This window comes from Roseomonas haemaphysalidis (genome assembly GCF_017355405.1).
GTDB lineage: Bacteria > Pseudomonadota > Alphaproteobacteria > Acetobacterales > Acetobacteraceae > Pseudoroseomonas > Pseudoroseomonas haemaphysalidis.
The window spans coordinates 3,069,779-3,093,711 of the sequence record NZ_CP061177.1; the positions used below are offsets into that span (position 1 = coordinate 3,069,779).

22 protein-coding genes are annotated in these 23,933 nt (G+C 70.6%); 12 read left to right on the forward strand and 10 right to left on the reverse strand.

The window, feature by feature from the left end; genetic code table 11:
- Positions 1-4: 4 nt before the first annotated feature.
- Together ydiJ and IAI59_RS14275 are read right to left on the reverse strand one after the other, a co-directional pair.
- The gene (gene ydiJ, locus IAI59_RS14270; protein ID WP_207415663.1) at positions 5-3,052 is read right to left on the reverse strand and encodes a D-2-hydroxyglutarate dehydrogenase YdiJ; all 3,048 of its coding nucleotides are present in this window, start codon (positions 3,050-3,052) and stop codon (positions 5-7) included.
- Entirely contained in the window at positions 3,049-3,837 is a 789-nt protein-coding gene (locus IAI59_RS14275) for an enoyl-CoA hydratase (protein ID WP_207415662.1), read from the reverse strand. The genes ydiJ and IAI59_RS14275 overlap by 4 nt, the downstream gene beginning before the upstream one ends.
- A 200-nt stretch (positions 3,838-4,037) precedes the next feature.
- Between IAI59_RS14275 and IAI59_RS14280 the strand changes: the two genes are divergently transcribed.
- The 3 genes from IAI59_RS14280 to IAI59_RS14290 all read left to right on the forward strand — a co-directional run bounded on the left by IAI59_RS14280 (position 4,038) and on the right by IAI59_RS14290 (position 7,239).
- Positions 4,038-5,027 carry an ABC transporter substrate-binding protein gene (locus IAI59_RS14280; protein ID WP_207415661.1) on the forward strand — a complete coding sequence of 330 codons (990 nt, stop codon included), beginning with the start codon at positions 4,038-4,040 and terminating at the stop codon, positions 5,025-5,027.
- A complete protein-coding gene (locus IAI59_RS14285; RefSeq protein WP_237180475.1) occupies positions 5,014-6,759 on the forward strand; it encodes an ABC transporter permease in 1,746 nt (581 codons plus the stop codon). Before IAI59_RS14280 ends, IAI59_RS14285 begins: the two co-directional genes overlap by 14 nt.
- 90 nt (positions 6,760-6,849) lie before the next feature.
- A complete protein-coding gene (locus IAI59_RS14290; RefSeq protein ID WP_207415660.1) occupies positions 6,850-7,239 on the forward strand; it encodes a DoxX family protein in 390 nt (129 codons plus the stop codon).
- A gap of 52 nt (positions 7,240-7,291) precedes the next feature.
- On the opposite strand, the gene phoB is transcribed toward IAI59_RS14290, so the two are convergent.
- The 6 genes from phoB to pstS all read right to left on the reverse strand — a co-directional run bounded on the left by phoB (position 7,292) and on the right by pstS (position 12,618).
- Positions 7,292-8,014: a phosphate regulon transcriptional regulator PhoB gene (phoB, locus tag IAI59_RS14295; RefSeq protein ID WP_207415659.1), complete on the reverse strand. Its 723-nt coding sequence runs from the start codon at positions 8,012-8,014 to the stop codon at positions 7,292-7,294.
- Between the two features lie 5 nt (positions 8,015-8,019).
- Positions 8,020-8,739: a phosphate signaling complex protein PhoU gene (gene phoU / locus IAI59_RS14300; RefSeq protein WP_207415658.1), complete on the reverse strand. Its 720-nt coding sequence runs from the start codon at positions 8,737-8,739 to the stop codon at positions 8,020-8,022.
- 17 nt (positions 8,740-8,756) lie between these two features.
- Positions 8,757-9,605: a phosphate ABC transporter ATP-binding protein PstB gene (gene pstB / locus IAI59_RS14305; RefSeq protein ID WP_207415657.1), complete on the reverse strand. Its 849-nt coding sequence runs from the start codon at positions 9,603-9,605 to the stop codon at positions 8,757-8,759.
- A gap of 8 nt (positions 9,606-9,613) precedes the next feature.
- Entirely contained in the window at positions 9,614-10,498 is an 885-nt protein-coding gene (pstA, locus tag IAI59_RS14310; RefSeq protein WP_207415656.1) for a phosphate ABC transporter permease PstA, read from the reverse strand.
- A complete protein-coding gene (pstC, locus tag IAI59_RS14315; RefSeq protein WP_207415655.1) occupies positions 10,495-11,478 on the reverse strand; it encodes a phosphate ABC transporter permease subunit PstC in 984 nt (327 codons plus the stop codon). The genes pstA and pstC overlap by 4 nt, the downstream gene beginning before the upstream one ends.
- Positions 11,479-11,568: 90 nt before the next feature.
- Positions 11,569-12,618 (reverse strand): phosphate ABC transporter substrate-binding protein PstS, encoded by a 1,050-nt coding sequence (gene pstS / locus IAI59_RS14320; RefSeq protein WP_237181133.1) that lies wholly within the window; start codon positions 12,616-12,618, stop codon positions 11,569-11,571.
- A 277-nt stretch (positions 12,619-12,895) separates the two neighbouring features.
- Here pstS and IAI59_RS14325 point away from each other — a divergent pair, with 277 nt between their 5' ends.
- Positions 12,896-13,876, forward strand: a complete 981-nt coding sequence (locus IAI59_RS14325) for a sensor histidine kinase (protein ID WP_207415653.1) — start codon at positions 12,896-12,898, stop codon at positions 13,874-13,876.
- Between the two features lie 21 nt (positions 13,877-13,897).
- Here the strand turns inward: IAI59_RS14325 and IAI59_RS14330 are convergent, their stop codons facing one another.
- Entirely contained in the window at positions 13,898-14,089 is a 192-nt protein-coding gene (locus IAI59_RS14330; RefSeq protein WP_207415652.1) for a hypothetical protein, read from the reverse strand.
- Between the two features lie 183 nt (positions 14,090-14,272).
- Here IAI59_RS14330 and IAI59_RS14335 point away from each other — a divergent pair, with 183 nt between their 5' ends.
- Positions 14,273-14,830, forward strand: coding sequence for a sigma-70 family RNA polymerase sigma factor (locus IAI59_RS14335; protein ID WP_207415651.1), 558 nt, complete (start codon positions 14,273-14,275; stop codon positions 14,828-14,830).
- Positions 14,831-14,861: 31 nt separating this feature from the next.
- On the opposite strand, the gene IAI59_RS14340 is transcribed toward IAI59_RS14335, so the two are convergent.
- A complete protein-coding gene (locus tag IAI59_RS14340; RefSeq protein WP_237180474.1) occupies positions 14,862-15,263 on the reverse strand; it encodes a PRC-barrel domain-containing protein in 402 nt (133 codons plus the stop codon).
- Positions 15,264-15,472: 209 nt separating this feature from the next.
- Between IAI59_RS14340 and IAI59_RS14345 the strand changes: the two genes are divergently transcribed.
- The 7 genes from IAI59_RS14345 to treS all read left to right on the forward strand — a co-directional run bounded on the left by IAI59_RS14345 (position 15,473) and on the right by treS (position 23,930).
- On the forward strand, positions 15,473-15,742 hold the full coding sequence (locus IAI59_RS14345) for a hypothetical protein (protein WP_207415649.1): 270 nt from the start codon (positions 15,473-15,475) through the stop codon (positions 15,740-15,742).
- Positions 15,743-15,849: 107 nt separating this feature from the next.
- Positions 15,850-16,158, forward strand: a complete 309-nt coding sequence (locus tag IAI59_RS14350) for a con-10 family general stress protein (RefSeq protein ID WP_237180473.1) — start codon at positions 15,850-15,852, stop codon at positions 16,156-16,158.
- A gap of 95 nt (positions 16,159-16,253) precedes the next feature.
- On the forward strand, positions 16,254-16,436 hold the full coding sequence (locus IAI59_RS14355; RefSeq protein ID WP_207415648.1) for a hypothetical protein: 183 nt from the start codon (positions 16,254-16,256) through the stop codon (positions 16,434-16,436).
- 32 nt (positions 16,437-16,468) lie between these two features.
- Entirely contained in the window at positions 16,469-16,726 is a 258-nt protein-coding gene (locus IAI59_RS14360; protein WP_207415647.1) for a hypothetical protein, read from the forward strand.
- Positions 16,727-16,892: 166 nt separating this feature from the next.
- The gene (locus IAI59_RS14365; RefSeq protein ID WP_207415646.1) at positions 16,893-17,534 is read left to right on the forward strand and encodes a PA2169 family four-helix-bundle protein; all 642 of its coding nucleotides are present in this window, start codon (positions 16,893-16,895) and stop codon (positions 17,532-17,534) included.
- A gap of 105 nt (positions 17,535-17,639) precedes the next feature.
- The gene (locus tag IAI59_RS14370) at positions 17,640-20,627 is read left to right on the forward strand and encodes a maltotransferase domain-containing protein (protein WP_207415645.1); all 2,988 of its coding nucleotides are present in this window, start codon (positions 17,640-17,642) and stop codon (positions 20,625-20,627) included.
- Positions 20,628-20,636: 9 nt separating this feature from the next.
- Entirely contained in the window at positions 20,637-23,930 is a 3,294-nt protein-coding gene (treS, locus tag IAI59_RS14375) for a maltose alpha-D-glucosyltransferase (RefSeq protein WP_207415644.1), read from the forward strand.
- Positions 23,931-23,933: the final 3 nt, after the last annotated feature.

Sequence of the window (23,933 nt, forward strand, 5' to 3'; positions counted from 1 at the left end):
TGTGTCATGCAGCGTGTTCCACGACGCTGCCGGCCGGCGCGGCGCGCAGCCGGCGCAGCAGCGCCTGGATGGGGTGGTCGATCCGCACGCCGTCGAGGCGCTTGATCTGCGAGCGGCAGGAATAGCCCGTGGCCACCAGCGCGTCGCCATGCGCCGCCACCGTCTGCCGCCAGCCGAGGTCGTAGATGCGCTCGGACATCTCCCGGTGCTCCGCCTCGTGGCCGAAGGTGCCGGCCATGCCGCAGCACCCCGACGGCAGCAAGCGCAGCGGCGCGCCGAGGTGGGAGAACACCGCCTGCCAGTCCTTCAGGCTGGCCACGGCGTTTGTCCGCTCGGTGCAATGCGGCAACAGCAGCAACGGCTGGCCCGCGGGCAGCGGCGGCAGCAGCGGCAGGCGCTGCGCCAGCCATTCCTGCACCAGCCGCACCTTGGGCGCCTCGCCGCCCAGAGCCGCCGCGTATTCACCGCGATAGGTCAGCGTCATGGAGGGGTCGAGCCCGACCAGTTCCACCCCCGTTTCCGCCAGCGCCCGCAGCATCGCCGCGTTGTCGCTGGCCTGCCGCTGGAACTGGCCCAGGAAGCCATGCACGTGCAGCGGCTTGCCGTTGGGGCGGAAGGGCGCCAGCCAGGGCGTGAAGCCCATGGCCAGCAGCGCGTCCAGCAGGTCCAGCACCAGCCCCGTCTCGAAATAGCTGGTGAAGGCGTCCTGCACGATGACGACATGCCGCTCGCGCTCGGCGGCCGGGATGGCCTTCAGGTCCACCCGGTTGGCCAGCCGCACGCCGCGCTTCGCCGCCTCGCGCCCGAGGTCGAGGCCGCTGAACAGCGGCGCGTCCACCAGCCCGGCCCGCTTCGCCAGCGCGCGGCCGAGGCCGCTGCCGGTCACGGCATTGGCGACCCCGGAAAACCTCGCGCCCAGCGGCAGCAGGCGTTCCATCGCGCCCACCACATGGTCGCGCAGCGGGCGGCCGTAGCGGGTGTGGTAGAGTTCCAGGAACTTCGCGCGGAAGCTCGGCACGTCCACCTTGATCGGGCATTGCCCGGTGCAGGACTTGCAGGCCAGGCAGCCATCCATGGCGTCCTTGACCTCGTGCGAGAAGTCCTCCCGCCCGTCCCGCCGGTTGGCCCAGCGGGTGAAGGCGCCGGCCAGCGGCGAGGCCGCGCGCGCCCGGCGCGACATCGCCACCGGGTCCACCCCCTCATCGGACAGCCGCCGCAGCCATTCGCGGAACAGCGAGGCGCGGCCCTTGGGCGAATGCCGCCGGTCGCCGGTGGCCTTGAAGGAAGGGCACATCGCATCGGCGGGGTCGTAGTTGAAGCAGGCGCCGTTGCCGTTGCAGTGCAGCGCCTCGTCATAGGCCGCGCGCGTGGCGGCGGGGATGGTGCGGTCGAGCTGCCCGCGCATCGGCACGCGGTCGATGGCCAGCAGCGCCTCGCCATCGGGGGCCGCGATCTTTCCGGGGTTGAGCTGGTTGCGCGGGTCGAAGGCCGCCTTGATGGCCTGCAGGCTTTCGTAGAGCGGCCCGAAGACCTGCGGCACGTATTCCGACCGCACGCCCTTGCCGTGCTCGCCCCACAGCAGCCCGTTATACTTGCGCGTCAGCGCGAAGACCTCGTCCGACACCTCGCGGATCAGCGTCTCGGCGCCCTCCGCCTTCATGTCGATCGCCGGGCGCACATGCAGCACGCCGGCATCGACATGGCCGAACATGCCATAGGCGAGGCCGCGCCGGTCCAGCGCCGCGCGGAACTCGGCGATGTAATCCGCCAGGTTCTCCGGCGGCACCGCGGTATCCTCGACAAAGGGGATCGGCCGCGCGTCGCCGGCCATGTTGCCCAGCAGCCCCACCGCCTTCTTGCGCATCGCCTGGATGCGCTCGCCGGCCGCGTCCCAGGCCACGGTGTGGCCGCGCCGGCCCATGGAACGGCCCTCGGCCGCCAGCCGGTCCTCGACCACGGCGAGCTTGAGGCGCACCGCGTCCTCGCTGTCGCCCACGAACTCGATCAGGTTGATGCCGGCGGCCACGCCCTCGGCATCGTCGGGAAAGTATTCGCGGATGCCTTCCCAGCCGATGTCGCCCCGCGCCAGCCCCAGCACCTTGGAGTCCACCGTCTCGACCGAGGCCGCGCCCAGCACCATGATCCGCTGCGCGTCGCGCAACGCGGCGTCGAAGCTGTCGTAGCGCAGGTTGATCAGCGCCGCGTGCTTCGGGATCGGCAGCACGCGGAGCTTCACTTCCGCGATCATCGCCAGCGTGCCTTCGGAACCGCACAGCACCGAGTTGAGGTCGAACAGCCCGTTCTCGTCGCGGATATGCGCCAGGTCGTAGCCGGTCAGGCAGCGGTTCAGCGGCGGAAAGCGCTCCGCGATCAGCGCACGCCGCTCGCGGAAGATGCCATCCACCACGCGGTGCACCGCGCCCACCATGTCCTGCCGCCGGGCGGCGGCGGCGAGCCCTGCCTCGTCCAGCTTTTCCGAGCGCCACAGCGTGCCGTCCTGCAACACCACGTCCAGCGCCAGCACGTGGTCGCGCGTCTTGCCGTACAGGCACGACCCCTGGCCGCAGGCATCCGTGCTCACCATGCCCGCCAGCGTGGCGCGGTTGGAGGTGGAGCACTCGGGCGCGAAGAACAGGCCCTGGGCCTTGATGGCGGCGTTCAGCGCGTCCTTCACCAGCCCCGGCTCGGCGCGGATCCAGCCCTGCTCGGCATTCACCTCCAGCAGCCGGTTCATGTGGCGGGACAGGTCCACCACGATGCCGTCGGTCAGCGACTGGCCGTTGGTGCCGGTGCCGCCGCCGCGCGGGGTGAAGGCCACGCCCGCGAAGCGCGGGTCGGCGGAAACGCGGGCAATGCGCTGCAGGTCCTCGACCCCGCGGGGAAAGACCACCGCCTGCGGCTGGCGCTGGTAGATCGAGTTGTCGGTCGCCATCACCAGCCGCTGGGAAAAGGCGCTCTCGATGTCACCCGCGAAGCCGCGCAGCCGCAGTTCGTCCAGGAACGCCACGGCCGGCGCCGCCGGCTCCGGCAGTCCGGCGAGGCGTGGGATCATTCGCCCGTCCACTCCGGCTTGCGCTTGTTCAGGAAGGCATCCATGCCCTCGCGGAAGTCGCGGCTCATGTAGCACATCAGGATCAGGTCCCGCCCTTCCTCGGAGGAGATCTGCGGCCGCAGCCGGCCGATCGCCTCCTTGGTGGCGCGGATGGTCAGCGGCGCGTTGGCGGCGACCGTGCGGGCCAGGGCCAGCGCGCGTTCCGGCAGGTCCGCCACCTCCGGCACCACCTCGTGCAGGAGGCCGATGCGCTGCGCCTCGTCAGCCTCGATCAGCCGGGCGGTGAAGATCATTTCCTTCACCTTGGAAGGGCCGACCAGCGCCACAAGACGGGAAAAAGCGCCCATCGACAGGATGTTGCCCAGCGTCCGCGCGATCGGAAAACCGAACTTCGCGTTGCTGGCCCCGATCCTGAGGTCGCAGCAGGCGGCGATCGCCCCGCCGCCGCCCGTGCAGGCGCCGGCGATGGCGGCGATGATGGGCTTCGGGCACTGCTCCAGCGCCTGCACGATGCGGCCGATCCGCTCCTCGTACTGGATCGCGTCCTCGGGCGTCTTGAAAGCGCGGAACTGGTTGATGTCGGTGCCGGAGGCGAAGGCCTTGTCGCCCGCGCCGGTCAGGATGATGGCGCGGACCGATTTGTCCCCGGCCACCTCGGCGCAGAAGGCGCCCAGCCGCTCATACATGTTGAAGGTGAAGGCGTTGCGCGCCTGCGGCCGGTTGAAGGTGACGCGGCGGATGCCGCCCTCCAGCGTTTCGAACAGAATGTCGTCCTGGCCGTCCATGGCGCCCTCCCCCCGGTTCGGCGACCCCGGCGGGTGGCCGCCCTTCCGCTATAGGATCGGCCCCGGCTGGTGTAAACTCGGCCCCAAGGCCAGGGGGGCGGGTCAAGCATCATGGAAATGTCACACCAGCCCCCTGCCCTCGCGCCCGCCCGGCCGCTATCGGGGGCGCCGTGATCCTGTCAGGCTGGGAACCCCCCTCCATGCGCCGCCGCTCCGCCCTGCTTCTCGGTGCCTCCCTGCTCGCCGTGCCCGCCGTGGCCAAGGCGCAGGCCCCGCTGTCCGGCAACCTGGTGCTCTACACCAGCCAGCTGGAACCCGACGCGGCGGCGACGGTGGAAGCCTTCCGCAAGCGCCACCCGGGCGTGGCGGTGGAATGGATCCGCGGCGGCACCAACCAGATCCTGCCCCGCCTCCGGGCCGAGATCGCGGCCGGCAGCCCGCGCGCCGACCTGTTGCTGCTGGCCGACAGCCTGACCTTCGAGGGCCTGAAGGCCGAGGGCCTTTTGCGCGCGAGTCCGGAGGTGGAGCTGGGCGCCACCCCCGCCACCCTGCACGACCCGGCGCGCCACTACTTCGGCACCAAGCTGCTGACCACCGGCATCGTCATGAACACCCGCGCGCCCTTCACGCCCAAGGTCTGGGCCGACCTGCTGCGGCCCGAGGCGCGCAACCTGACCGCCATGCCCTCGCCCGCCGTGTCGGGCGCCGCCGCCATCCACATCCAGACCCTGGCGCAGGACCCGGCGCTGGGCTGGACCTATATCGAGAAGCTGGCCCAGGCCGGCATCCAGCCGCGCGGCGGCAATGGCGCCGTGCTGCAGGCCGTGGCGGGCGGCGAGCGCGCCTTCGGCATCATCGTCGACTACCTGCCGATCCGCGAAGCCGCCAAGGGCGCCCCCCTGCGCTTCATCGCCCCGGAAGACGGCGTGTCCGCCGTGACCGAGCCGGCGGCGATCCTGAAGTCCAGCCGCAACCCGCAGGCGGCGGCCGCTTTCATCTCCTTCCTGCTGTCGAAGGAGGGCCAGGAATTGGCCTCGCGCCAGGGCTTCCTGCCCGCCGACCCCGCCGTTGCCCCGCCCCCCGGCTTTCCGGACCCCAAGGCCATCAAGCTCCTGCCCTTCGACGCCGCCCGCGCGGCGGCCGAGGCGGAGGCCACATTGAAACGCTTCAACCAGCTTGTCGGACAGTAACCTTTCCGAACGCCCCGCCGCCGTGCCGCCCATCGCGGCGCCGGCGGCGGCGGTGCCGGCCATCCCCGCCGCTTTCCCGCCCGCCCGGCGCCCCTGGCTGCGGCGTCCGCCCGCGCTCGCCGTCCTGGCCGTGCTGTGGCTGTGCGTCATCGGCCTGGCCCCCACCGCCCGCCTGCTGGCCGAGGCCGCCGGCCCCGCCCTGTCCACCCTGGCGCAGGACCCTGGCGTGTGGCGTGCCGCGTGGCGCAGCCTGCTGGTGGCCGGCGGTGCCGCCGCGCTGGCCACGCTGATCGGCGGCGCGCAGGCCGGGCTGCTGCTGTTGCGGGACATGCCGGGCCGTCGGGCGCTGATCTTTCTGTGCATCCTGCCTCTGCTGGTGCCGCCGCAGATCATGGCGCTGGCATTCATCCAGGCCAGCGGCCCCTCCTCGCCGCTGCTGGTGTCGCTGGGGCTGGCACCGCCGCTGGGCTCGCCCAACCCTTTCTACGGCCCTGGCGGCATGATCCTGCTGCTGGGCGTGCAGGGGGCGCCGCTGGTGTTCCTGGCGCTCGCCGCCCTGGCGCGCCGCCTGCCGGGCGAGGTGCTGTCCGCCGCCCGCGGCCTCGGCGCCCGCCCCGGCCGAGCGCTGCGCATGGCGGTGTGGCCGCTGCTGCGGCCGGGGCTGCTGGCCGGCGCGGGCCTCGCCTTCGTGTCGGCGCTGGGCAACTTCGGCATCGCGGCGCTGCTGGGCATCCCGGGCCGCTTTCCGCTGCTCACGGTGCTGATCTGGCAGAAGCTGTCCGCCACCGGCCCGGCGGCGCTGTCCCAGGTGGCGGCGCTGTCCATCCTGCTGGCGGCGCTGACCCTGCCGGGGCTCCTGGCCCAGGGGCTGGCGGCGCGGCGCGGCGGCTGGCCGGCCGGGCGCCCCTTCGTGCCGCTGGCCCCCACGCGGCTGGACCGGCTGCTACTGCTGCCGCTCGGCCTGTATCTCCTGGCCGTGCTGGCGCTGCCGCTGGCGGCGCTGCTGACCGCGGCCCTGGTGCCGGCCATGGGCGTGGCGCTGAGCGGCGACACCCTGACCACCCGCCACTTCGCCGCCACCCTGGCGCCCGGCGCGCATACCCTGGCGGCCTTCGGCAACTCGCTGCTGCTGTCGGGCGGCGCCGCGCTGCTGCTGGGGCTGGCGGCGCTGCCCGTGGCGCTGGCGCTGCGCCACCGCGCGGTGCGCGCCGTCAGCACCGCCACCGACCTCACCTACGCCCTGCCCGGCGCCTGCACCGCCGTGGCCACCATCCTGCTGGTGCTGGGCCTGCCCGGCGGCGGCGCGGTCTACGGCACGCTGGGCATCATCCTGTTCGCTTACCTGGCTCGCTTCCAAACGCTGGCGCTGCGCCCCGTGGCCGCCGCCGCCGCGCGGCTGGACCCCCGGCTGGAGGACGCCGCGCGCGGCATGGGCGCCGGGCTGTGGCTGCGGCTGCGCGTGGTGCACCTGCCGCCCATGGCGCCCGCCATCGCCGCCGGCGCGCTGCTGGTGATGCTGCTGGCGATCAACGAGGTCACGGTCAGCAGCCTGCTGAACGGCCCCGGCACGCAGACGCTGGGCGTGCTGGTGTTCAACCTGCAGGATGGCGGTCAGTCTCCCCAGGCCGCCGCCGTGGGTTGCCTGTCACTCTTGCTGGTGGCGGGGCTGATGCTGCTGGCCGGCCTGCTGGGCCGCCGCCTGCCACCCGGCACCTTGCCCTGGCGCCCCTGACCGGCCCGCCGCACGCAAACAGTGTCCAGCGTGGCCGCGGCCGTGATAGGAGCGGGGGCAGAGACCCTTTTCCTGAAAGACCTGAGACGCATGGCCAATCCACTTCCGCCGCAGACGGCCTCCTATGCCCTGGGACTGCTGCGCATCGTCGCCGCGCTGCTGTTCATCGAGCACGGCACGCAGAAGCTCTTCGGCTTTCCCATCGCCCCCGCGGGCGGTGCCTCGCCCGCCATGTTCAGCATGTTCTGGTTCGCCGGCGTACTGGAAACGGTGGGCGGCATCCTGGTGCTGGTCGGCTTCTTCACCCGCCCCGCCGCCTTTGTGCTGTCCGGGCTGATGGCCTTCGCCTACTTCATCGCCCATTTCCCGCGCAGCTTCTGGCCGGTGGCCAATGGCGGCGACGCCGCCATCCTGTTCTGCTTCGTGTTCCTGTATCTGGCCGCCGCCGGCCCGGGCGCCTTCAGCATCAACAAGCGCTGACATGAAAAAGGGGGCCGCGAGGCCCCCTTCCCTGTTCCGCCGCGCCGGCCGCTCAGTGCGGCTCCACGTCCAGCGCGTAGCCGGCCGAGCGCACGGTGCGGATCACGTCCAGCTCGCCATCCCCGTTCACCACCTTGCGCAGCCGGCGGATATGCACGTCCACCGTGCGCGGCTCCACATGGATGTCGCGACCCCACACGCTGTCCAGCAACTGCTCGCGCGAGAAGACGCGGCCCGGGTGCTGCAGAAAGAACTCCAGCAGCCGGTACTCGGTGGGGCCGAGGTGCAGGCCCCGCCCGGCGCGCACCACGCGGTGGGCGTCCTGGTCCATGGAAATGTCGCGCCACGCCAGCACCCCCTTGGCGCCGACACCGACGGAGCGCCGCAGCAGCGCGCGGATGCGCGCCAGCAGCGCATCCATCACGAAGGGCTTGGCGATGTAGTCGTCCGCGCCGGTGTCCAGCGCGCGCACCGCGTCCTGGTCCTCGGTGCGGGCGGTGACCATGATGATCGGCAGGTCGCGCGTCGGCGCCCGGCGGCGCAGCTGGCGGCAGACCTCCAGCCCCGACAGGGCGGGCAGCATCCAATCCAGCAGGATCAGGTCGGGCGGCGCTTCCGCCACGCGCAGCAGCGCTTCCTGCCCATCGCTGGCTTCCTCCACGCGGAAGCCCTGCTTTTCCAGGTTGTAGCGCAGCAGCGTCAGCAGCGGCGCCTCGTCCTCCACCACCAGGATGGTGGGGCGCCCGCCGGCGGCGATCTCAGCCACGGAAGCCATCTCCCTCAGGCCGGCGGCCGGGCGACGGCGAAGGGCGAGGTGTCGCCCTTCGGCCGCTCGTCCGGCAACCCGGCGCCGCGCACGGAATAAAAGACCGTCTCGGCGATGTTGGTGGCGTGGTCGCCGATGCGCTCGTAGTTCTTGGCGACGAACAGCAGATGGGTCGCGGCGGTGATGTTGCGCGTGTCTTCCATCATGTGCGTCAGCAGCTCGCGGAAGATGCCGTTGTACACGTCGTCCACGCTGGCATCGGCCGCCCACACCCGCTCGGCGGCCGTGGCATCCTGGTTGACCAGGGCGTCGATCGATTCCTTGAGGTTTTCCTGCACCAGCTTGGCCATCCATTGAAAGCTGCTGAAGCCCGTCAGCTGCGGCTGCTGCGCGATCACCACCGCGCGCTTGGCGCAATTCCGGGCATAGTCGCCGATCCGCTCGATGGCGTTGGACACCTTCATGGCCGCGATGATGAAGCGCAGGTCGCCCGCCATGGGCTGGCGCAGCGCCAGCAGGCGGACGCAGAAATTCTCGATGTCGCGCTCCAGCTGGTCGATCTCGCCGTCACGGCCGATCACCTCGGCGGCCAGCTCCGTGTCGCGGCGCACCAGGGCATAGGCGGCATCCGCCACCTGCCGCTCGGCCAGCCCGCCCATGCGGGCGATCATCTCGCGCAGTTTCTTGAGCTGCTCCTCGTAGGAGCGGACGATGTGCTCGGATTTCTCAACCATGCTCTGCGTCCCCCGCCTCAGCCGAAGCGGCCGGTGATGTAGTCTTGCGTCCGCGGCTGCTTGGGCGCCGTGAACATCTCCTCGGCCGGCGCCACCTCCACCAGCTCGCCCAGGTAGAAGAACGCCACCTGGTCGGCGCAGCGCGCCGCCTGCTGCATGTTGTGCGTGACGATGGCGATGGTGAAGTCGCGCTTCAGCTCGTCGATCAGCTCCTCGATCCGCAGGGTGCTGATCGGGTCCAGCGCCGAGGTCGGCTCGTCCAGCAGGATCACTTCCGGCCGCACCGCGATGGTGCGGGCGATGCACAGGCGCTGCTGCTGGCCGCCGGACAGGCCCATGGCGGAACTGTTCAGCCGGTCCTTGACCTCGCCCCAGATGGCGGCGCGCGTCAGGGCCCATTCCACCCGCTCGTCCATCTCGGTCTTGGACAGCTTCTCATGCAGCCGGATGCCGAAGGCGATGTTCTCGTAGACCGTCATCGGAAAGGGCGTTGGCTTCTGGAACACCATGCCGATGCGCGAGCGCAGCGCGTTGATGTCCACGTCGTCGTCCAGGATGTTCTGCCCGTCCAGCAGCACCTGCCCGGTGGCGCGCTGGCCGGGGTACAGGCTGTACATCCGGTTCAGCACGCGCAGCAGCGTCGACTTGCCGCAGCCCGAGGGGCCGATCATCCCCGTCACCTGCCGCGCCGGCAGGTCGAAGTTGATGTGCTTCAGCGCCTGGCTGGCGCCGTAGAAGAAGTCCAGGTCGCGCACCTGCAGCCGCGCCTCGGCGGCGGGGGCGGCGGGGCGGGCCTGGGTGGCGAAGCCCGGCGCCGCGGGGGCGGCGGGCTTGGCGGCGGTGTTGGCGGTGGTGGCGCTTTCCATGATCTTTCTCACTTCCGCAGCAGGCTGCGCGCCGCGATGTTGAGCCCGAGCACGCCGAGCGTGATGATGAGGGCACCGGCCCAGGCCAGGGCGATCCAGTCCGCATAAGGCGAGCCGGCATAGGCGTAGATGGTCAGCGGCAGGCTCGACATCGGCGCCGACAGGCTGAGCGACCAGTTGAGGTTGCCGAGCGAGGTGAACAGCAGCGGCGCCGTCTCGCCCGCCACGCGGGCCACCGCCAGCAGGATGCCGGTCATGATGCCCGAGGCGGCGGCGCGCCAGCAGACCAGCGTGATCATCTTCCACTTCGGCGCGCCGAGCCCGATCACCGCCTCGCGCAGCGTGTCCGGCAACAGGCGCAGCATGTCCTCCGTGGTGCGGACCACGATGGGAATGACGATGATCGCCAGCGCCACGCAGCCCGCCCAGCCGGAGAAGCCGCCGAAGGGCACCACCAGCACCTGGTACACGAACAGGCCGATCAGGATGGACGGCGCGGACAGGAGGATGTCCGACACGAAGCGGACCGCGTGCGCCAGGGGCGAGGCCTTGGAATACTCGGCCAGGTAGGTGCCCACCAGCAGCCCGATCGGCGTGCCGATGGCGGTGCCGATGACCGTCTGGATGATGGAGCCGATGATCGGGTTCAGCAGGCCGCCGTTGGAGCCGGGCGGCCGGGTCACGTCCGTGAACACGTGCAGCGACAGCGCCGAGGCGCCGTTCCACACCAGCGTGCCCAGGATCGACACCAGGAACAGCACGCCGACCACGGTGGCCAGCAGGCACAGCGTGCGGACCACGGCATCGGCCCGCCGGCGGCGGCGGCCCAGCGCGGCCGAGGCCCGCAGGTCCTTCGGCCGGCCGGGGATGGAGGAGGCGGTGGTGGCGCTCACTTGCGGGCCCCCTGCGGCGCGCGTTGCCGCAGCAGCAGCCGCGACAGCGCCAGCACGATAAAGGAGATGACGAACAGGATGAAGCCGAGGCCCAGCAGCGCGGACAGCTTCAGGCTACCCACCGTCGCCTCGCCGAATTCCAGCGCGACCAGGGAGGCGATGGTGTTGCCGGGGCCGAACAGGCTGGTGCTGATGCGGTTGGCGTTGCCGATCACGAAGGTGACGGCCATGGTCTCGCCCAGCGCGCGGCCGAGGCCGAGCATGATGCCGCCCACCACGGACACCCGGGTGTAGGGCAGCACCACGCGGCGCACGACCTCCCAGGTGGTGCAGCCCAGGCCGTAGGCGCTTTCCTTGAACACCGGCGGCACCGTGTTGAACACGTCGCGCATCACGGCGGCGATGAAGGGCAGCACCATGATCGCCAGGATCAGCGCCGCGGTGAAGATGCCGGTGCCGAAGGGCGGGCCGGCGAACAGGTTGCCGATCACCGGCAGCTCGCCCAGCGTGTCGATCAGGAACGGCTGGAAGGTCTGCGACATGAAGGGCACGATCAGAAAGAAGCCCCACATCCCGTAGATGATCGACGGCACCGCCGCCAGCAGCTCCACAGCCGTGCCCAGCGGGCGGCGCAGCCAGGCGGGCGCCAGCTCGGTCAGGTAGAAGGCAATGCCGAAGGCCACCGGCACGGCCATGACCAGCGCCAGCACGGCGGTGACCACGGTGCCGTAGATCGACACCCCGGCGCCGAACACCTCCTGCACCGGGTCCCAGTCCGTGCCGAACACGAAGCCCGCCCCGAAGGTGCGAAAGGCGTCCCAGCCGCCGATGAACAGCCCGGCGATGATGGCGCCCAGCAACAGCAGCACGAAGATGCCGGCGCCGCGGCAGGCGGCGGCGAAGATGACATCCCCGGTGCGGCCACCGCCGCGGGCGGCGCCGGCTTTCGGGATGGCGGTCAGGGTGGCGGCCTGCTGCAAGGCGGATGCCTCCGGTGGTGGTTCAAGCAAAGCGGGCGGGTGGCCTTGCCGCCACCCGCCCCGGTCAGCCGGCGCGAGGCGCCAGGATCATCAGTTGGCCGGCCAGACCGGCTTGCCGTCCACCTGCACCTGCTTGGCCCAGGCGGCGCGCACCGCGTCCTCCACCGCCGGCGGCAGCGGCACGTAATCCAGGCTGGTCGCGGTCGCGTCGCCGTCGCGATAGGCCCAGTCGAAGAAGCGCATGACGTTCTGCGCCTTGGCGGCGTCCGTCGGGTTGCGCGGCAGCAGGATGAAGGTCGGCGTCACGATCGGCCAGGAGGTCGCGCCATGCGTGTCCACCAGCGAGGCCGCGAAGTCCGGCACCGTCCAGTCGGCGTTGGCGGCGGCGGCCTGGAAGCTCTCGGTCGTCGGGCTGACGAACTGGCCCGCCTTGTTGCGCAGCTGCGTGGTGACCAGGTTGTTGCTGTGGGCGTAGGCGTATTCCACGTAGCCGATGGCGCCGCGCACGTTGCGGACGGTGCCCGCCACGCCCTCATTGCCGCGGGCGCCCGTGCCGGCCGGCCAGCGCACCGAGGTGCCGATGCCGACGCCGCTCTTGAAGGCCTCCGACACGGCGGACAGGTAGCTTACCCAGACAAAGGTCGTGCCCGAGCCATCGGCGCGGTACACGGGCGCGATGGCCAGGTTCGGCAGGGTCAGGCCGCTGTTCAGCTCGACGATGCGCGGGTCGTTCCACTTGCTGATCTTGCCGAGGTAGATGTCGGAGATCACCTCGCCGGTCAGGCGCAGCTTGTTCTGCTCCACGCCCGGGATGTTCACGATGGCCACGATGCTGCCCATGGTGGACGGGAACTGCATCAGATTCGCTTCGCGCAGCTGCTCGGCGGTCATCGGCGCGTCGGAAGCGCCGAAATCCACGGTGCGATTGCGGATCTGCGCCTGGCCTGCGCCCGAGCCCACGGACTGGTAGTTGAGCTGGATGTTGGCGCCGGCCTTCGCCGCCTCGCCCCACTTCTGGTACAGCGGGTTGGGGAAGCTGGCGCCTGCCCCGGTGATGGTGGCCTGCTGGGCCGAAGCGCCGAAGGCGACGCCGAGGGTCGCGGTCAGGCCGACGGCCAGGGCCAGGATGCGATTGCTCACCGGAACACTCCATATCTCTCTTGCACGAAACCCGCCCGCCCAGTTGGTCTGGACAAGCGGCCGGGCTTGGCGGGGTTCTAGGTGCCACCCACGACCGTTCCGTTGCAGATTTGTGAAGCTATGATGACAGCCCCGGCCCCTCGCCACCAGCCGCATCCCGGCTTCGGGCTTGCCGCGCCGCCCTGGTTTTGCTGAAACCGCACATGGCCACGCGCGCGACGCCTGCGGCGGGGCGCCCTCAAGATCGGACATGTGATTGAAATACGGGCTGGATCAGGTGACACGTCCCCGCACCCTCGGGGGCATGGCGGGGTTGGTGGCCGGGGTGCTGCTGGTCGCGGTGCTGGTGCGCATCCTGTTGTCGCTGCTGTTGCCGGCCGCCTGGGCGCAACTGGTGTTCCTGCCCGCGGCCCTGCTGGCCGGGCTGGGCGGCGGCTGGATCGCCGTGGCGCTGTCGCTGCTGGTGATGGACATCGACCTGGCCTTCCATCCGCTGCCCGGCCTCGCCACACCGCAGGCCGGCGGCAATGCGCTGCTGCTTGAAACGGTGCTGGTGCTCACCGGCGGCCTCGGCGCCATGTTGCGGCGGCAGTGGCTGGCCCGCCCGGAGGAAGCAGCGCCTTCGGCCCCCGCGCCGGTGGCTCCGGACGCCGAGGCCCGCATCGCCCTGCTGCAGCACGAGCTCAGCCACCGGGTGAAGAACAACTTCCAACTGGTGGGCAGCCTGCTGCGGCTGCAAGCCCGGCGTGCCGGCAACGAAACGGCCTCGCGCATCCTCAACACTACGGTGCTGCGGATCCAAGGCATGTCGGCGCTGCATGAAAGCCTGTATCGCAACCGCGACATCGGACGGGTGGAGCTGGCGGCCTATCTGCGCGAGGTCTGTGGCCGCGTGGCGGAAGCGCAGCGGGACGGCCGCCCGATCCAGGTGACCTTCGAGGGCGACGCGGCGGAACTGCCGGGGGAATATGCCCTGCCGCTGGGGCTGGCGGTGTCGGAGCTAGTGTCCAACGCCCTGCGCCACGCCTTCCCCGCCGGTCAGGCCGGCACGGTAAGCGTCAGTCTGCGCCGGCAGGGCGAGGAACTGTCGCTGGCCGTGCAGGACGACGGCACCGGCCTGCCGGAGGAAACCAACGAGGCGACCGGCTTCGGCATGCTGCTGGTGGCGTCCTGCGCCACGCAGGTAGAGGGCGAGCTGATCACCCAGCACCGCCCCACCCGCTTCGAAATCCGTTTTCCCGCCACCCTCGCGGCCTGACCGCGGGGTGGCGGAAGCCGCCTAGTCCTTTTTGCCGTCTTCCGGCGCCGGCTCTTCCCAGCCCACGGTCTTGGTGGGGCTGCCGCTGGCCGGCGGGTCGCTGGCGGGGAAGGTGTCTTCCAGCGCGGTTTCCAGCGTCGCGTCCTTCTCGACGTGGCTCTTCGGGGCGTCCTTGACGCTGTCCTCGCGGCCCGGCTTCGCAGGGTCTGCCATGTTGTTCTCCTTGTTGCGGCGGCGCCCGCGATATCGCGGCGCGTTACAACCCAGGAACCGCGTCCCGCCCCCGCGGGTTGCAGCCGCCCCGTGCGGGGGCCGGCCAGACCTCGGCCGTGGCCAGCAACTTCGCGTTGCACAAGGCGTTGAGCAACAGACATGTTTTGAAGGTGGCAACTGGTCGTGACGACCCCGATCGAACACGACCTGATCGCCTGCCTGCCCGACCTGCGCGCCTATGCCCGCTCGTTGACGCGCAACCGGCATGACGCGGACGACCTGGTGCAGGACACCGTGCTGCGCATCATGAAGTCGCAGGACCGCTTCCAACCCGGCACCAACTTCAAGGCCTGGGCCTTCACCATCCTGCGCAACCGCTTCCTCAATGAATTCGTCGCCAAGCGCAAGCAGACGCGCGAGATGGAAGAGGGCGAGCTGGAACAGGTGCCGACCTCTGCCCGCCAGGAAGAAGGGCTGGAGGTCGCGGACTTCCAGCGCGTGTTCCATATGCTGCCGGAAGACCATCGCTCCATCCTCACCCTCGTCGCCGGTTCCGGCATGCCGTACGAGGATGTGGCCCGCGTGCTGGACGTGGCGGTCGGCACGGTGAAGAGCCGGGTGCACAGGGCACGCATGGCGCTCTACGCCCTGCTGGAGCAGGAACACGCCGCGTCCGGCAAGCGGGAGCGCTTTCACCGCAGCACCACGGCCGAGGAACGGCGCAAGGCGGAAGCCGGCTAGGCCTCCGCCTCACCCCATCCGGTCCCCGGCGCTAAAGGCCCGGCCGCGCGCCGGCGGGACCATAGTAGCTGTGGACCCGCTCGCCCCATTCGGTGTCCGCGAGGTCCACATGCTCCTCCGGCGCGAAGGAGGGCGCGGCTTCCAGATCGGCCAGGGCCAGCCCGACCACGTAGCCTTCCAGCTCGGTGTCGTAGCGCAGCTGGTGCCAGGGCAACGGGTAATGCCGCGCGCCGAAGCCGAGGATGCCGCCATAGGCCAGCACGGCGTAGGTCACCACGCCGCGCTGCTTGTCGATCATCAGCGTCTCGATCTCGCCCAGCCGCTCCGCGCCCGCGCCGTAGACCGCGCTGCCGCGCACCTTGTCGGCGGAGATCAACGACAGCGTCTCGTCCCGGGCCACGGCTTCCGGCGTGGTGAAGGCGGGTTCCGTCATGACGTCCTCCATGTTGGGGGCTGCATGCCCTGATGAGTGAACCGGCGGCGGCGCCGGCGGTTGCCGCGCCGCCCCGGCGGTGGTCGTGATGAAACCTTCACCGCGGCCGCCGCCTTGTTGCCGCACGGACTGCCCTGGCGGGCGAAGCGCGGCCCCTGCCCGGTGGCATCCCCGCGCCCCCGCCCTTTGCCATTTCCGGAGTTGCCACGATGTCTGACACCCGTTCCCCCACCCCGCGCGACGACAGCCTGCGTGAAACGCCGCACGGCGCGCCGCAGGAAAGCCTTGGCGCCAACCCCACCACGCGTGAAGGCGCGGCCCAGCCGCGCGACACGCATCGCGAGCCGCCCATGCCGGAGCGGCCGCTGAGCACGGAAGCCGCGCGCGGTGCCGCCACCACGGGCCACATGCGCTACGTGCTGCCCATCTCCATCGCGCTGGCCATCGTCGCATTGATCCTGGCGCTGACGCTGAGTTGAAGACATCCGCCAATCCGCTGAAATAAGCCGGGAACTTGGCCAAATCTCAGCGGTTGTTGGTGGCAGAGGGCGCTGACGGCCCCATCGATTAAGGAAAGGATCACAGCATGGCTTCGACCCGAAGTGGTGGCGGAAAGCAGGGCTTTGCCTCGATGGACCGGGCCAAGCAGCGCGACATCGCTTCCAAGGGCGGGCAAAGCGTGCCGGCCGAGAAGCGGTCCTTCGCGCAGGACCCGGCGCTGGCCGCCGAGGCGGGCCGCAAGGGTGGCCAAAGTGTGCAGGCGGAATCGCGCTCCTTTTCACGCAACCGCGAGCTGGCGGCGCAAGCCGGCCGCAAGGGTGGCCAGGCCACCCAGGGCAACCGCGAGCAGACCGCCGCGTCGCGCCGCAGCGTGACGGACAAGCCGGCCGAATAGCAACCGGCGGCCGGTGGCCGTCGTTGAGACAAGCGGCCGGTGGCCGCGAGGGATGGCCGTCACTTGGGGCGGGTCCCGGACAAGGATGGGACAAGATGCTGGTGGCGCGCTCACCGAATTTCATCGATGCCGCCGGGAGCGAGCCGCAGAAGCCGGACAATGCGTCCTACGCGCTGCGCGCCGCCCTGGCTTGGCGGCTGATCGCGCGGCCGGCCCAGGAGGCTCCGCCGATGGCCGTGCCGCCGGCTCCCGTTTCGTTGCCGTCCATCGCCGCCTGAGCCGCCAGGCGAACACCAGACAGGAGGCACGCATGATCGACACCCAGGACCAGACGGCGGTTCCCGCCACGGCGTCCGACCAGCCGTCGATGCCGCAGGAAGTGCCGTCGCAACCGCAGACCACCCCGAGCGAGGCTCCGGCCCAGGCCCCCGCCGAGCCCAGCCCGCCGCCGCCGGAAGCGCCGGCGCGTGAGGATCCCTCGCCCACACCGGTGACGCCGAACGCGAACAAGGAATTGCCGGAAGGGCGCTACGGCAAAAGCGAGATCATCGACAAGCCCAACACCTAGGGCTGGACCGGACCAGGGGCACGCGATCGTCGCGTGCCCCTTTTTGCTGCGCCCGCGCTGGAACCGCCAAGCCAGAGTCAACTCTTGCCTGCCTGCGTCGTTGTTTCCCCAGGTGGCCGGCGATCCGGTGGCCCATGATCCATGACCTCCAGGGGAGGATGCTTTAATGCCCGATTCCAAGACCGCCTCGGCCGTGACCGGCCTTGAGGCCCTGGCCAGCCAGGCCGTGTCCGGCCACGGCCACCAGGCGGCGCTGTCCACGCTCAGCGCCCATCTGCACGACAGCCACCGTGGCTACGAGGCCGGCAAGCGCCAAACCAGCGACCGCTTTCTGCGCATCGAGTTCACCGAGCTGGCCAGCAAGCGCGCCAGCATGGCGCAGGAGCTGGACGAGCGGCTGCGGGCGAGCGGCGTGCGCCCGGAACATGATGGCAGCACTCTCGGCAACGTGCATCGCGCGGTGCTGGACCTGCAGGGCAAGCTGTTCGGGCGTGGCCGCAGCAGCGTGCTGCGCGAGATCGTGCGCGGCGAAGGCGTGTTGGAAAACGCCTATGCGGAAGCCCTGTCGGAGGAGCTGCCGCCCGAAACCCGCGCCGTGCTGAAGAAGCAGTACCGCCAGGTACGCGCCACCGGTGACCGTTACGAGGCGATGCTGGAAGAGGACGAGGTCGCCTACAACGCGCCCAACACCCTGCTCGGCCGCATCGACCGGCTGACCAAGCCGCTGACCAGCAACCCGATCCTGTCAGCCATCGTGGTGACGGCGGTTTCCGCCCTGACGGCGCGCCTGCTGCGGCCCCGCCGCTGAGCAGCCGCCGGCACGGGCGGCAAGCGGACCAGGACAGACAACGAGGACCATGCGTGACCTTCAAAAGCAGAAGCCCTTTCCGTTTCCTGACCTGGCGGTCCTGAGATGACCGCGCTGCCGCCCGCCTGCGGGCTGTTCCATACCAGTGGCTCCACCGAGGCGGCGGTCCGCCACGCCGCGGCCCGCGCCCGGGCCTTGGGCTTTCGCGCGCTGTGCGTCACGGACCCCGCCCTGGCCGGCGCGGCCGAGGGGCTGGAGGTCTGGCTCGACCTGCGCATGGACCAGGACAGCCCGGCCGACGCCGGCAGTCCGCTGGACCCCCGCTTCTCCGGGCTGCACCGGCCGGCGGCCGGCCGCGATGCCCAACACTGGCTGGAGCACTGGGAAGCCCGGTTGATCGGGTTGCGCGGCATCGCCGGCGTGCTGTGCCGCCTGCCGGAATGGCTGACCGACAGCAGCCTGCGCAGCCTCGCCGCCGCCGTGCGCGGCGCACAGCCGGAGCTGCAGCTCGCCGCCATGGTGCCCCGCCCCCGCGCCGGGCTGGAGGGCTTCAGCTTCGTGGCCCCCGCGATGCCCTGGGTGGATGCCCTGGCGGACGCCGGGCGCTGGCTGTCCGGCCCGCCTTTGCTGGCTCTGGCCGAGGTTCCCGGCGGCCGCCGTCTGGCCGGCCGCTTCGGCAACCGACCCACCGCCGCGCATGCGCTGAGCCGCGCCATCCGCCTCGCCGCCTTTTCCGGTGCCGCCTGGCTGCTGCCGGAAGGGCTGGAGCATGGCGCGCTGCACCGCGGCGGCCTTGCCACCGATGGCGCCGCGCCGCGCCTGGCGCTGGAGCCGGTGGTGATGGCCGCCAACGAGGCCGCGCAGCCTGGCGGCGCCCGCCTGCTGTCCGCCCCGCACGCGCCGGTCGTGCTGCTGCGCGACACCGGCGCCGGCCGCGCGCTGGTGCTGGCCAACCCGTCCCTGTCCCGCCCGCAGCTCGTGCCCGCCGGGCAGGTGCTGGGGCTGTTGCCCGCGCCCGGCACGTTGCCGGCCGGAACCCTCGATGCCGAGGGGCGGCTGCGCCTCTCTCCCGCGGAGGTGCGTATCCTGCCCATCCATGATTCGGCGCCCGTGCGCCAGCCGCTGCGCGACGGCGCCGCCGAGCGCGCCACCGAGATGCCACGCATCGCCATCGAGGCCGTGTCCCCCGCCGTGGATGACGGCCGCTTCGCCGTGAAGCGTGCCGTGGGCCAGGAGGTGACGGTCACCGCCGATGTCTTCACGGATGGCCACACGCGCATCGCCGTCCGCCTGCTGTGGCGCGCGGCGGATGAGGCCGATTGGCACGAGCTGCCCATGAAGGCGCTGCCCAACGACGTCTACACCGCGACCTTCGTGCCCGAGCGCATCGGCCGCCACTTCTACACCGTGGAAGCCTGGGTGGACGTCTTCGCGTCCTTCGACAACGAGATCACCAAGAAGCACGCCGCCGGCATCGACATCTCGCTGGAGCGGCGCGAAGGCCGTGCCCTGCTGCAGGCCGCCGCCGGCCGCATGGGCGAGCATGCCGGCCACCTGGCGCAGGTGCTGGACGCCGAGCAGGACGCGCCGCCGGAACAGGCCGTCGCCCTGTTCACCAGCGCCGAAACGCGCGCGGCGATGCTGGCCGCCGACCCCCGCCCCTTCCGTGAGCGGCGCGAGCCGCTGCCGCTGGATGTCGAGCGCCGCGAAGCCGGCTTTGCATCGTGGTACGAGATCTTCCCGCGCTCGCAGACCGATGACCCCGCGCGCCACGGCACCTTCCGCGACGTGATCGGCCAGCTGCCGCGCGTGCGGGACATGGGCTTCGACGTGCTGTACTTCACGCCTATCCATCCGATCGGCAAGAAGAACCGCAAGGGCCGCAACAACACCCTGACGCCGGGGCCGGACGACGTGGGCAGCCCCTATGCCATCGGTTCCGAGGCCGGCGGCCACGATGCGCTGCACCCCGAGCTCGGCACCATCGAGGACTTCCGCGCCCTGGTGGCGGCGGCGAAGGAGCACAGGCTGGAGCTGGCGCTCGACTTCGCCATCCAGTGCTCGCCCGACCACCCCTGGCTGAAGGAGCATCCGGGCTGGTTCGACTACCGCCCGGACGGCTCCATCCGCTACGCCGAGAACCCGCCCAAGAAGTACGAGGACATCGTCAACGTCGACTTCTATAAGCCGGACGCCATGCCGGCGCTGTGGCTGGCGCTGCGCGATGCCGTGCTGTTCTGGGTCAAGGAAGGCGTCACGCTGTTCCGCGTGGACAACCCCCACACCAAGCCCCTGCCCTTCTGGGAATGGATGATCGCGGAAGTCCGCGCCCGCGCGCCGGAAGCGGTGTTCCTGTCGGAAGCCTTCACGCGGCCCAAGGTGATGTACCGCCTGGCCAAGGTCGGCTACAGCCAGTCCTACACCTACTTCACCTGGCGCAACGAGGCGTGGGAGCTGCGGCAATACCTGGAGGAGCTGAACCAGGCGCCGGTCAGCGACTTCTTCCGCCCGCATTTCTTTGTCAACACGCCCGACATCAACCCGGAATTCCTGCAAACCAGCGGGCGCCCGGGCCACCTGATCCGCGCCGCGCTGGCGGCCACGCTGTCCGGGCTGTGGGGCGTCTACAACGGCTTCGAGCTGTGCGAGGCGACGCCGGTCAAGCCCGGCAAGGAAGAGTACCTCGACAGCGAGAAGTACGAGATCAAGGTCTGGGACTACGACCGCCCCGGCAACATCGTGCCCGAGATCACCGCGCTGAACGGCATCCGCCGCGAGAACCCGGCGCTGCAGACCCATCTCGGCGTCACCTTCCTGCCGTCAGGCAACGACAAGGTGCTGGCCTACCTGAAGCGGACGCCGGATGGCTCCAATGCCGTGCTGGTGCTGGTGTCCATGGACCCTCACGCGCCGGTGGACTGCTGGTACGAGGTGCCGCACTGGCTGCTCGGCGCGCCCGCCGGTGGCCCCATCCTGGCCGAGAACCTGCTGTCAGGCGGCGAGGAAAGCTGGACCGGCACGCACCGCCACCACCGCTTCGACCCCCATTCCATGCTGCCCTACGCCATCTGGCGTCTGCGCGCCGCCGTTTAAGGCTTGACCATGCCCGACAGCAACATCTCCACCGTGACCGACGCGCACCAGCAGGACCCCCTGTGGTACAAGGACGCGGTCATCTACCAGCTGCACATCAAGTCTTTCTTTGATTCCAACAATGACGGCGTGGGCGACATCCCGGGGCTGATCGAGAAGCTGGACTACGTCGCGGAACTCGGCGTCGACGCCATCTGGATGCTGCCCTTCTACCCCTCGCCGCGGCGGGACGACGGCTACGACATCGCCGACTACACCAGCGTGCACCCCGAATACGGCACGATGGACGACATCCGCCGCTTCATCGACGCGGCGCATGCGCGCGGCATCCGCGTGATCACCGAGCTGGTCATCAACCACACCTCGGACCAGCACCCCTGGTTCCAGCGCGCCCGCAACGCCCCCAAGGGCTCGCCGGAGCGCGACTACTACGTGTGGTCGGACAGTGACGAGAAGTACGACGGCACCCGCATCATCTTCCTCGACACCGAGAAGTCGAACTGGACCTGGGACCCGGTGGCCGGCCAGTACTTCTGGCACCGCTTCTATTCGCACCAGCCGGACCTGAACTTCGACAACCCGGCGGTGATGGAGGAAGTGCTGTCCGTCATGCGCTTCTGGCTGGACCTCGGCATCGACGGGCTGCGGCTGGACGCCATCCCCTACCTGATCGAGCGGGACGGCACCAACAACGAGAACCTGCCCGAAACCCATGTGGTGCTGAAGAAGATCCGCGCCGCGCTGGACGAGCACGCGACCGGCCGCATGCTGCTGGCCGAGGCCAACCAGTGGCCCGAGGACACTCAGCAGTATTTCGGCGACGGCGACGAATGCCACATGTCGTTCCACTTCCCCCTAATGCCGCGCATGTACATGGCGATGGCGCAGGAGGACCGCTTCCCGATCACCGACATCCTGCGCCAGACGCCCGAGATCCCCGAGAACTGCCAGTGGGCGATCTTCCTGCGCAATCATGACGAGCTGACGCTCGAGATGGTGACCGACAAGGAACGCGACTACCTGTGGGACACCTACGCCGCCGACAAGCGCGCGCGCATCAACCTCGGCATCCGCCGCCGCCTGGCGCCGCTGCTGGAGCGTGACCGCCGGCGGATCGAGCTGATGAACTCGCTGCTGCTGTCCATGCCCGGCACACCGGTGCTGTACTACGGCGACGAGATCGGCATGGGCGACAATATCCACCTCGGCGACCGCGACGGCGTGCGCACGCCGATGCAGTGGTCGCCCGACCGCAACGGTGGCTTCTCACGCGCCAATCCGGCATCGCTGGTGCTGCCGGCGATCATGGACCCGATCTACGGCTTCCAGGCCGTCAACGTGGAAGCCCAGGCCAGCGACCCGCATTCGCCGCTGAACTGGACGCGCCGCATGCTGGCCGTGCGCAAGCGCCACCAGGCCTTCGGCCGCGGTTCCTTCGGCTACCTGTATCCGGGCAACCGCAAGATCCTCGCCTATACCCGCGAATACGAAGGCGAGACGATCCTGTGCGTGTGCAACCTGTCGCGCACCGCCCAGGCCGTGGAGCTCGACCTCGCCTCCCACGCCGGCAAGGTGCCGATCGAGTTGGTCGGCGGCGCCTCCTTCCCGCCGATCGGCCAGCTCACCTATCTGCTGACCCTGCCGCCTTACGGCTTCTACTGGTTCCTGCTGGCCACCGAAGCCGCCCTGCCCACATGGCATACCCCGGCACCCGAACCCATGTCCGAACTCTCGACGCTCGTGATGCGCAACAGCCTGACGGAGGTGCTCGTGCCGCCGCAGCGGGGCACGCTGGAGCGTGACGCGCTGCCGCAGTACCTCGCCCGCCGGCGCTGGTATTCCGGCAAGGGCATCGCCGGCGCGCCCCCCGTGCTGGCCTTCACCGAGGTGGTGAAGTCCCCCCAGGCGGAGTTCATCATCGCCGAGGTCGAGGCCCCGGCCGCGGAAGGCAGCGCCCGCTACTTCCTGCCGCTCGGCACGGCGTGGGAGGATGAGAACCCCTCCGCCCTGGTGCAGCAGCTCGCGCTCGCCCGCCTGCGGCGCGGCCGCCGCGTCGGCCTGCTGACGGATGCCTTCGCGCTCGATACCCTGCCCTTCGCCATGCTGCGCAGCATGGCCGACAGCGACGTCGTGCCGTTGAGCGAGGGCGAGATCCGCTTCCTGCCCACCTCGCAGTTCGATGCCTCCGCCGTGCCGGAGGACGCCGAGATCCGCCGCCTGTCGGCCGAGCAAAGCAACTCCTCGCTGATCATCGGCGAGCACGCGGTGATGAAGCTGGTGCGCCGCGTGACGGAAGGCATCTCGCCGGAAACCGAGATGACCCGCTTCCTGACCGAGAAGGGCTTCGCGCAGACCGCGCCCCTGCTGGGTGAGGTGGTGCGGGTGGATGGTGCCGGCGTGCCACGCACCCTGGTGGTGCTGCAGGGCTTCGTGCGCAACCAGGGCGACGGCTGGGGCTGGACGCTGGACTTCCTGTCCCGCGCCGTGGAGTCCATGGCCGTCACGGATTCCTCCGAGGACGAGCAGCAGGACGCCTTCGCCGGCTACGCGGTCTTCGCCACCGCGCTTGGCCGCCGCCTGGCCGAGATGCACGCCCTGCTGGCCGAGCCGTCGGAGGACGAGGCCTTCGCGCCCGTCGCCGCCAGCGAGGCCGAGGTCACGCATTGGGCCGAGGACGCCCGCAAGCAGCTCGCCACCGCGCTGGACGCCCTGGCGCGCGTGCCGAGCTGGGACAACGAGGTGGATGCCGAGCGTGCCGCGTGGCTGGCCGCCAACCGCGACCGGCTGATGGCGGCGGTGGACGGCCTCGCCAAGTCCGCCCCGGGCGCGCTGCGCACCCGCATCCATGGCGACTTCCACCTGGGCCAGGTGCTGGTGGTGCAGGGCGACGCCTGCATCATCGACTTCGAGGGCGAGCCGGCCAAGACGCTGGACCAGCGCCGTGCCAAGACCTCGCCGCTGCGCGACGTGGCGGGGCTGCTGCGCTCCTTCGACTACGCGGTGGGCGCCGCGCTGCCGGGCCAGGCCGCGGCCTCCTCCGCCGCCGATGCGCGGCGCGGGCCGATGCTGGAAAGCTTCCGCGAACACGCGGGCCGGGCATTCCTGGATGCCTACCACGCGGTGCATGAGGCGGCACCGCAACGCTGGGCGGAGCCGGCGGCCGAGCAGGCGCTGCTCGACCTCTTTCTGATCGAAAAGGCGGCCTACGAGATCTGCTACGAAGCCGCCAACCGCCCCACCTGGATCGGCATTCCGCTGCGCGGGCTGGACGAGCTGGCCCGCCGCGTGACGGAAAAGGAATAATCG